Origin of the sequence: Trujillonella humicola (assembly GCF_046233715.1) — a bacterium.
Taxonomy (GTDB): domain Bacteria; phylum Actinomycetota; class Actinomycetes; order Mycobacteriales; family Geodermatophilaceae; genus Trujillonella; species Trujillonella humicola.
This window is the reverse complement of record NZ_JBJNRJ010000060.1, coordinates 23,010-30,398: the sequence shown is the minus strand read 5'-3', so window position 1 is coordinate 30,398 and position 7,389 is coordinate 23,010. Positions and strand designations below refer to the sequence as shown.

Below are 7,389 nucleotides of genomic sequence, written 5' to 3'. Positions count from 1 at the left end.
CCCCCCCCCCCCCCCCCCCCCCCCCCCCCCCCCCCCCCCCCCCCGCCCCCCCCCCCCCCCCCCCCCCCCCCCCCCCCCCCCCCCCCCCCCCCCCCCCCCGCGCCGGGGCCAGGGCCGCGACCAGCGTGGTCAGCGTCCCCACGGCCAGGCCGCCGAGCACCGCCGACAGCGGCACCGACACGCCCGCCAGCGGCACCGGCGAGTCGGTGCCCACCAGCGAGGAGACCAGGGCGGCCAGCCCGATGCCGGCACCCACCCCGAGCGCGGACGCCGCCACGCCGGTGAGCGCGGCCTCGGCCAGCACGCTGCGGCGCACCTGCCGGGCGGTGGCGCCCACGCAGCGCAGCAGCGCGAGCTCGCGGGTCCGCTGGGCGAGCAGCACGGCGAACGTGTTGGCGATGACCAGCCCGGCGACCAGCAGCGCCACGGTCCCGAACACCAGCAGCACCAGGGTGAGCACCAGGGCGTCGCCGGTGAGCGCCTCGGCCTCCGCGACGGCCGCCTCCTCCCCGGTGCGGACCTCGACGTCGGCCCCCAGCGCCGCCCGCACGTCGGCGGCGAGCGCGCCGGGGTCGGTGCGACCCCAGCCGGCGACACGCAGCTCGCTCGGACCCAGCGCGTCCCAGGCCGCCACCTGGTCGCCGACGACGAACGCGCGGCCGTTCAGCCCCGAGGACGGGTCGCCGCCGAGGTCCACGATCCCCACCACGGTGACCTGCGAGGTGGACTTCCGGCCCGCGTCGTCGTAGGTGGTCACGGTGAGGACGTCGCCGATCCGCGCACCCACCCGCTCGCTGACCGCGACCTCGCCCGCGCGGTCGGGGAGCGCCCCCTCGGCCAGCTGCTGCCAGCGCAGCGCCGGGTTCTCGGCGACGGAGTCGACCAGGAGGTACTGCGCACCCGTGCGGCCGGGCACGAGGGCCTGCACGGAGGTGGAGGTCGCGAGGTCGACCGCGGCGACGCCGGGGACGCCGGCGACCTCGGCGGCGACGTCGTCCAGCGGGGTGCTGCCGGTCGGGGTGACGATGAGGTCGGCGCTCACGTAGCGGGCCCCCACCGCCTCGAGCACGGTGGTCCGGGTCGTCTCGCTGAGCGTCAGCGTCGCGACGACGAAGCCGACCGCGATGACGATCGCGATCGTGGAGGCGACCAGCCGCGCGGCGTGCCCGCGCAGACCGGCCAGGGTGACGGAGCGCACGGTCAGGCCCCCAGCCCGCGCAGCGCGCTCAGGACGGAGTCGGCGGTGGGCCGGTCGATCTCGCCGGCGAGCCGGCCGTCGGCGAGCAGCACCACGCGGTCGGCGTAGGCGGCGGCCGCCGGGTCGTGGGTGACCATCACGACGGTCTGCCCGGTCTCCCGCACGCTGCTGCGCAGCAGGTCGAGCACCTCGGCGCCGGCGCGGGAGTCGAGGTTGCCGGTGGGTTCGTCGGCGAAGACGACGTCGGGCCGGGGGAGCAGCGCCCGGGCGACGGCGACCCGCTGCTGCTGGCCGCCCGACAGCTCCGACGGCCGGTGCCGCAGCCGGTCGCGCAGCCCCAGCCGGGCCACCACGGCGTCGAACCACGCGGGATCGGGGCGGCGGCCGGCCAGCTGCATCGGCAGCACGATGTTCTCCCGCGCGTCGAGCACCGGCAGCAGGTTGAAGGACTGGAAGACGAAGCCGATCCGCTCCCGCCGCAGCCGGGTGAGCTGGTCGTCGCGCAGCCCGGTCAGCTCGGTGTCGCCGAGGAACACCTGCCCGCCGGTCGGGGCGTCCAGGCCGGCCAGGCAGTGCATCAGCGTGGACTTGCCGGAGCCCGAGGGACCCATGATCGCGGTGAAGGCACCGCGGGCGAAGGCGACGTCGACGCCGGCCAGCGCATGCACCTCGGTGGAGCCCCGGCCGTAGGTGCGGGTCAGGCCGGTGGCGCGGACGGCGTCGGCGGTGGGCGGCGGCTCGCCGGGGACGGTCATCACGGGGACGGCAGCGGACACGGTTTCGGGCCTTCCGACGGGGGAGCGGGACGTCGCCCACGCTGCCGGGGGAGGCCGTCGTCCCGCGTCGGAGCGACGGGCGATCTCCGCGCCGCCGTCCCTGCCCCCGCGGGACGACCCCGCCGTCATCCCCCGGTCGTACGCCCCGCGCAGAACTGCACTTCTGCGCGGGGCAGAACTGCACTTCTGCACGCACCGGGAGGGGTGCTAGGCGTCGCGGAGGAGGTCGGCCGGCTGCACCAGGCCGGTGCGGTAGGCGAGGACGACGGCCTGCACCCGGTCGCGCGAGCCGGTCTTGGCCAGCACCCGCCCGACGTGCGTCTTGACCGTCGCCTCGCTGACCACGAAGTGCGCGGCGAGCTCGGCGTTGGTCGCGCCGTAGGCCATCTGCACCAGCACCTCGCGCTCGCGCGGGGTCAGCTCGGCCAGCTCCCGGGGCTCCGCGGCGGGAGCGGAGGTGGCCCCGCGCAGCATCGGTGCCACGTGCTGCAGCAGCCGGCGGGTGGACGACGCGGCGATCACCGAGTCCCCGGCGTGCACCGTGCGGACCGCGGCGAGCATCTCCTCCGGCGGCGCGTCCTTGAGCAGGAAGCCGCTGGCCCCGGCGCCGATCGCGGCGACCACGTACTCGTCGAGGTCGAACGTGGTCAGCACGACCACCCGCGGCGGGTCGGGCTGCGCCGTCACCTGCCGGGTCGCCTCGATCCCGTCGGTGCCCGGCATGCGCACGTCCATCAGGACGACGTCGGCCGGGGTGCGGGCCAGCAGCCGCACCGCCTCGTCGCCGGTGCCGGCCTCGCCGACGACGGTCAGGTCGGGCTGGGAGTCGATGACCATGCGGAAGCCCGCGCGCACCATCTGCTGGTCGTCGACGAGGACGACGCGGATCGGCCCGCTCACCGGCGGGTCCCGTACGGCAGGTGCGCGTGCACGGAGAAGCCGCCGCCGGACCGGGGGCCCGCGGTCAGCCGGCCACCGTGCAGCTGCGCCCGCTCCACCATGCCGCGCAGTCCCTGGCCACCGCCCTGCGGCGCGCCCTCCACGAGGGCGGCCGAGGCCCCCCGGCCGTCGTCGAGCACCGCGACCTCCAGCCCGTCGTCCCGCCAGGACAGCCGCACCCAGGCCCGCCCGGAGGAGCCGGCGTGCTTGAGCACGTTGGTCAGCGACTCCTGGACGATCCGGTAGGCGGCCAGTTGCGGGCCGGCCGGCAGCGGCCGCGGCTCGCCCTCCACGAGCAGGTCCACGTCCAGGCCACTGGCCCGCACGTCCTCCACCAGCGCGGGGACGGCGGCGACGTCGGGCTGCGGCGCGTACTCCTCGCCCGGCCCCTCGCGGAGGACGCCGAGGAGCGCGCGCATGTCGGTGAGCGCCTGCCTGCCGGTCGCGGCGATCGCCTCCAGCGCACCGGTGGCCGCGGCCGGGTCGTTGCGGCCCGCGTACCGACCGCCGTCGGCCTGGGCGATGACGACGGACAGCGAGTGGGCGACGACGTCGTGCATCTCGCGGGCGATCCGGGCGCGCTCGGCGGTGGCCGCCAGGCGCATCTCCTGCTGCCGCTCGATCTCCAGCAGGCGTGCCCGCTCCTCCAGGCCGGCCTCGCGCTGCAGCCGGGCCCGGCGCAGGTTGCCCAGCGCCCACGCGGCCACGACGGCGACGGCGATCGTGCCGGTGGCCACGACCATCGCGTCGGGGGAGTCGACGGCGTAGTAGAAGGTCGCGGCCAGCACCGCGCCGAGCAGGCCGAGCGCCAGGCCGGCCCGTGCCGCCCAGCGGGGGGCGTAGGCCGCCAGCGCGTGGACCATGACCAGCGCGGCGAGGTCGGCCGGGATGAGCTGGGGGATCGCCCCCAGTCGCAGCAACCCCACGACGGTGACCGCCGCGGCCGCGGCGACCGGGGCCTGCCGCCGCCAGACGAGGGGCACGGCGAGCAGCGTGCCGGTGATCAGTGCGGCGTCCCCGCCGGGCCAGAACATGCCGGCCGGCAGGACCACCAGCGTGAACCAGAAGGCCCCGGCGAGCACGGCGTCCACCGCCAGCGGGTGCCGGCGCAGCCGGTCGGCCGCGCGCTCCATCGGTTCGTCCATCGTGACGTCGAATCTAGGCAGCGCTCAGCCCGGCGTCGTCCACCTGCGGGATGACCCGCCCGTCGCGCCGGGGGACGACCCCGGCCGGGCGGTCAGCGGGGACCGAGGTGGCGCAGCAGCGTCTCGCCGACGTCCCGCATCGACGCGACCTGCGCGGGGGTGAGCTGGTCGAACAGGTGCGTGCGCACGCTCTCGACGTGCACGTGCGCGGCGGCCTCGAGCGCGGCGAAGCCCTCGTCGGTCAGGACGGCGAGCTGCCCGCGGCCGTCCTCGGGGCAGACCTGGCGGCGCACCCAGCCCTGCTCCTCCAGCCGCGAGACCGCGTGCGACAGCCGGCTGCGCGAGGACAGGCAGCGGTCGGCGAGCTCGCTCATCCGCATGGACCGGCCGGGCGCCTCGGAGAGCGCGACGAGGATCTCGTAGTACGCGTGGGAGATGCCGGTCGCGGAGGTGAGCTCCCGGTCGAGCCGGTCCTGCAGCAGCATCGTGCTGAACAGGTACGCGCGCCAGGCCTTCTGCTCCTCCGCGTCGAGCCAGCGCGTGCCGCCGGGGGAGGGCTCCGGCGATCCCGACGACGAGGACATGACCCGAGGGTACTGGCGGAATAGTCAAGCCTTCAACTACGCTCAGCGGGCAGAAGGTCAAACGCTCAACCACTTGGAGATCCCCATGACCCAGTCCGCTGCCGTCCAGATCCCCGGCTACGTCGCCGGCACCTGGGACATCGACCCCACGCACTCGACCGTCGGCTTCTCCGTGCGCCACATGATGGTGAGCAAGGTCCGCGGCTACTTCCGGGACTTCTCCGGCGAGATCGTCACCGCCGCCGACCCGGCGCAGTCGTCGGTCACCGCCCGCATCGACATGGACTCGATCGACACCCGGCAGGAGCAGCGCGACGCGCACATCCGCTCCGCGGACTTCTTCGACGTGGGCAACCACACCGAGATGACCTTCCGGTCCACCGAGGTCCGCACCGACGGCGCCGACTGGTCGGTCGTCGGCGACCTGACCATCAAGGGGATCACCAAGCCGGTCACCCTGGAGCTGGAGCTCAACGGCTTCGGCCCGGACGCCTACGGCGGCACCCGCGCCGGCTTCAGCGCGAAGACCGAGATCTCCCGCAAGGCCTACGGCGTCGACATCGACATGCCGATGGACGGCGGCGGCGTCGTCGTCGGCGACAAGATCACCGTCGAGCTCGAGATCGAGGCCGTGCTCCGCACCGCCTGACGAAGGACCCCGTCCTCCTCGACCCTCGCACGCTCGGGCCGAGCCTCTGGACGGGGCCGGGGACGGGCCCCGGACGCCGTGCGGCGTCCGGGGCCCTCGCGCGTCCGGGGTGCGCGTGCGGGGGCGCTCCGGGCTTCTCGTCCGCTGTGGGGGAGGCCACCGGGGGGGCGATTCCTCCAGCGTGGGCGGGCGCCCAGACCGCGCGCCGGAGGAGGACCCGTCGTGACCGCACCCACCCGCACGGCCAGGGCGGCCCGCGCAGCCGTCCTGTCGCTGGCGCTGGCGCAGTTCATCGCCAGCTACGCGGCCTCGAACATGAACGTGGCCATCACCACCATCGCCGACGACCTGGACACCGACGTCGCCGGCATCCAGACCACGATCACCCTCTTCACGCTGACCATGGCCGCCCTGATGATCCCGGGCAGCAAGCTGACCGACATCTGGGGTCGCCGGTTCTGCTTCCTCCTGGGGCTGGCCGTCTACGGCGCCGGTGCGCTGCTGGCCGCCCTCGCGCCGGGGCTCGGCGTGCTGACGGTCGGCTACTCGTTGCTGGAGGGCGTGGGATCGGCGCTGCTCATCCCGCCCATCTACATCCTGATCACGGTCCTGTTCTCCGACGTGAAGGACCGGGCCAAGTGGTTCGGCGTCGTCAGCGGGGCCGCCGGCCTGGGAGCGGCCGCCGGGCCGCTGATCGGCGGGTTGATCACCGCCACCATCAGCTGGCGGGCGTCCTTCCTGCTCCAGGTCCTCTTCGTGGCCTGGGTCGCGTTGCTGGCGCGGCGGATCGACGACCCGCCGCTGCCCGCCGAGCGCCCGGCCTTCGACCTCCTCGGCGCCGTCCTGTCCGCCGCCGGGCTCTTCCTCGTGGTGTTCGGCATCCTGCAGACCAACGTCCACGGCTGGTCCAGCGGCCGGGTCTGGCTCCTCGTGGGAGCCGGCGTCGCGGTGCTGGTGGGCTTCTTCCTCTACGCCGCTGCCCGGGAACGCCGCGGCCGCGCACCGCTGGTCTCGGTCCGGCTGTTCCGCAACCGGACGTCGAACCTCGGGCTGATCACGCAGACCGTCCAGTGGCTGGTCATGCAGGGGGCCTTCTTCGTGATCTCGGTCTTCCTCCAGCAGGAGCGCGGCTACGACGCCATCCAGACCGGCCTGATGCTGGTGCCGGCCACGATCGGCATCCTGCTCTCGTCCGGGATGGCGCAGCGGATGGCCAGCCGGCACCCGCAACGGCTGCTCATCCGGGGCGGCTTCACCTGCACCGTCGGCGGGCTCGGCCTGCTCCTGGCGCTGGCCCGGGTGGACTCGGCGGTCTGGACCTTCTGGCCGGGGCTGTTCCTCATGGGCTTCGGCGTCGGCGCCATGCTCACCGCGTCGGTCAACGTGGTGCAGTCCGCCTGGCCGGAGGACGAGCAGGGCGACATCTCCGGCGTCTCGCGCAGCGTGTCGAACCTCGGGTCGTCGCTGGGGGTGGCGATCGCCGGCTCGGTCCTGGTGGTCGCCACGGCGGGCGGCAACCCGCCGTTCCTCAGCGCGATCGTCGTCGTGGGCACCTTCGCCCTGGTCGGCTGGCTCGCCGCGCTCCTGCTCCCGAAGGCCCCCGCGCCGGCCGCCACGGTCCCCGGGGGCGCGGGTGGCACCGCCGCCCGGGGCTCCGGGAGGCGGTAGACCCGCCGGCGCGGGCCGGGGGTCCACCGGCGGTGGGGGACACTGGCGGGCATGTCGTCGAGGCCCCTTCCCTCCGCCGTCCTCGTCGCGGTCGGCCTGGCCGCGGGATTCGGCGTCGCGCAGGGCACGGGGATCCGCGCCCTGGGCGGTGCGATCTTCCTCGGGGCCGGTGCCGCGGCCGGGTGGTACTGGTACCGCCGCAGGGGCGCCGTCACCGCCCTGGGCCTGGGCGCCGGGTACGTCGCCGCCTTCGTCGCGGCGCACCTGCTGGCGCTCGGGGTGGGCCTGCCGGCCTGGGTGGCCGTGAGCCTGGTCACCATCGCCGCGGCGGGGGCCGCCTACGTCCTGGCCGACCGGCCGACGGCGGCGGTCGCACCCCGCTGACCGCGTAGCATGGGAAGGTCGCCGGGCCGGCGGCTGTTACCCGTGG

At 75.5% G+C, this 7,389-nt stretch carries 8 protein-coding genes; 3 read left to right on the top strand and 5 right to left on the bottom strand.

Annotated elements, in window-relative coordinates; genetic code table 11:
- The 5 genes from ACK586_RS21735 to ACK586_RS21715 form a co-directional block, all read right to left on the bottom strand.
- Positions 1–1,198: FtsX-like permease family protein (locus ACK586_RS21735; RefSeq protein ID WP_409332597.1), on the bottom strand; the 1,198-nt coding region annotated here is incomplete at its 3' end.
- 2 nt (positions 1,199–1,200) lie between these two features.
- Positions 1,201–1,953 (bottom strand): ABC transporter ATP-binding protein, encoded by a 753-nt coding sequence (locus ACK586_RS21730; RefSeq protein WP_409332596.1) that lies wholly within the window; start codon positions 1,951–1,953, stop codon positions 1,201–1,203.
- A 228-nt stretch (positions 1,954–2,181) separates the two neighbouring features.
- Entirely contained in the window at positions 2,182–2,874 is a 693-nt protein-coding gene (locus tag ACK586_RS21725; RefSeq protein WP_409332595.1) for a response regulator, read from the bottom strand.
- Positions 2,871–4,058, bottom strand: a complete 1,188-nt coding sequence (locus ACK586_RS21720) for a sensor histidine kinase (protein ID WP_409332594.1) — start codon at positions 4,056–4,058, stop codon at positions 2,871–2,873. Before ACK586_RS21720 ends, ACK586_RS21725 begins: the two co-directional genes overlap by 4 nt.
- 92 nt (positions 4,059–4,150) lie before the next feature.
- Positions 4,151–4,642: a MarR family winged helix-turn-helix transcriptional regulator gene (locus tag ACK586_RS21715; protein ID WP_409332593.1), complete on the bottom strand. Its 492-nt coding sequence runs from the start codon at positions 4,640–4,642 to the stop codon at positions 4,151–4,153.
- Between the two features lie 85 nt (positions 4,643–4,727).
- Here ACK586_RS21715 and ACK586_RS21710 point away from each other — a divergent pair, with 85 nt between their 5' ends.
- The 3 genes from ACK586_RS21710 to ACK586_RS21700 all read left to right on the top strand — a co-directional run bounded on the left by ACK586_RS21710 (position 4,728) and on the right by ACK586_RS21700 (position 7,343).
- A complete protein-coding gene (locus tag ACK586_RS21710; protein WP_409332592.1) occupies positions 4,728–5,291 on the top strand; it encodes a YceI family protein in 564 nt (187 codons plus the stop codon).
- A gap of 222 nt (positions 5,292–5,513) precedes the next feature.
- On the top strand, positions 5,514–6,959 hold the full coding sequence (locus ACK586_RS21705; RefSeq protein WP_409332591.1) for an MFS transporter: 1,446 nt from the start codon (positions 5,514–5,516) through the stop codon (positions 6,957–6,959).
- Positions 6,960–7,010: 51 nt separating this feature from the next.
- Positions 7,011–7,343 carry a hypothetical protein gene (locus ACK586_RS21700; protein ID WP_409332590.1) on the top strand — a complete coding sequence of 111 codons (333 nt, stop codon included), beginning with the start codon at positions 7,011–7,013 and terminating at the stop codon, positions 7,341–7,343.
- Positions 7,344–7,389 lie beyond the last annotated feature (46 nt).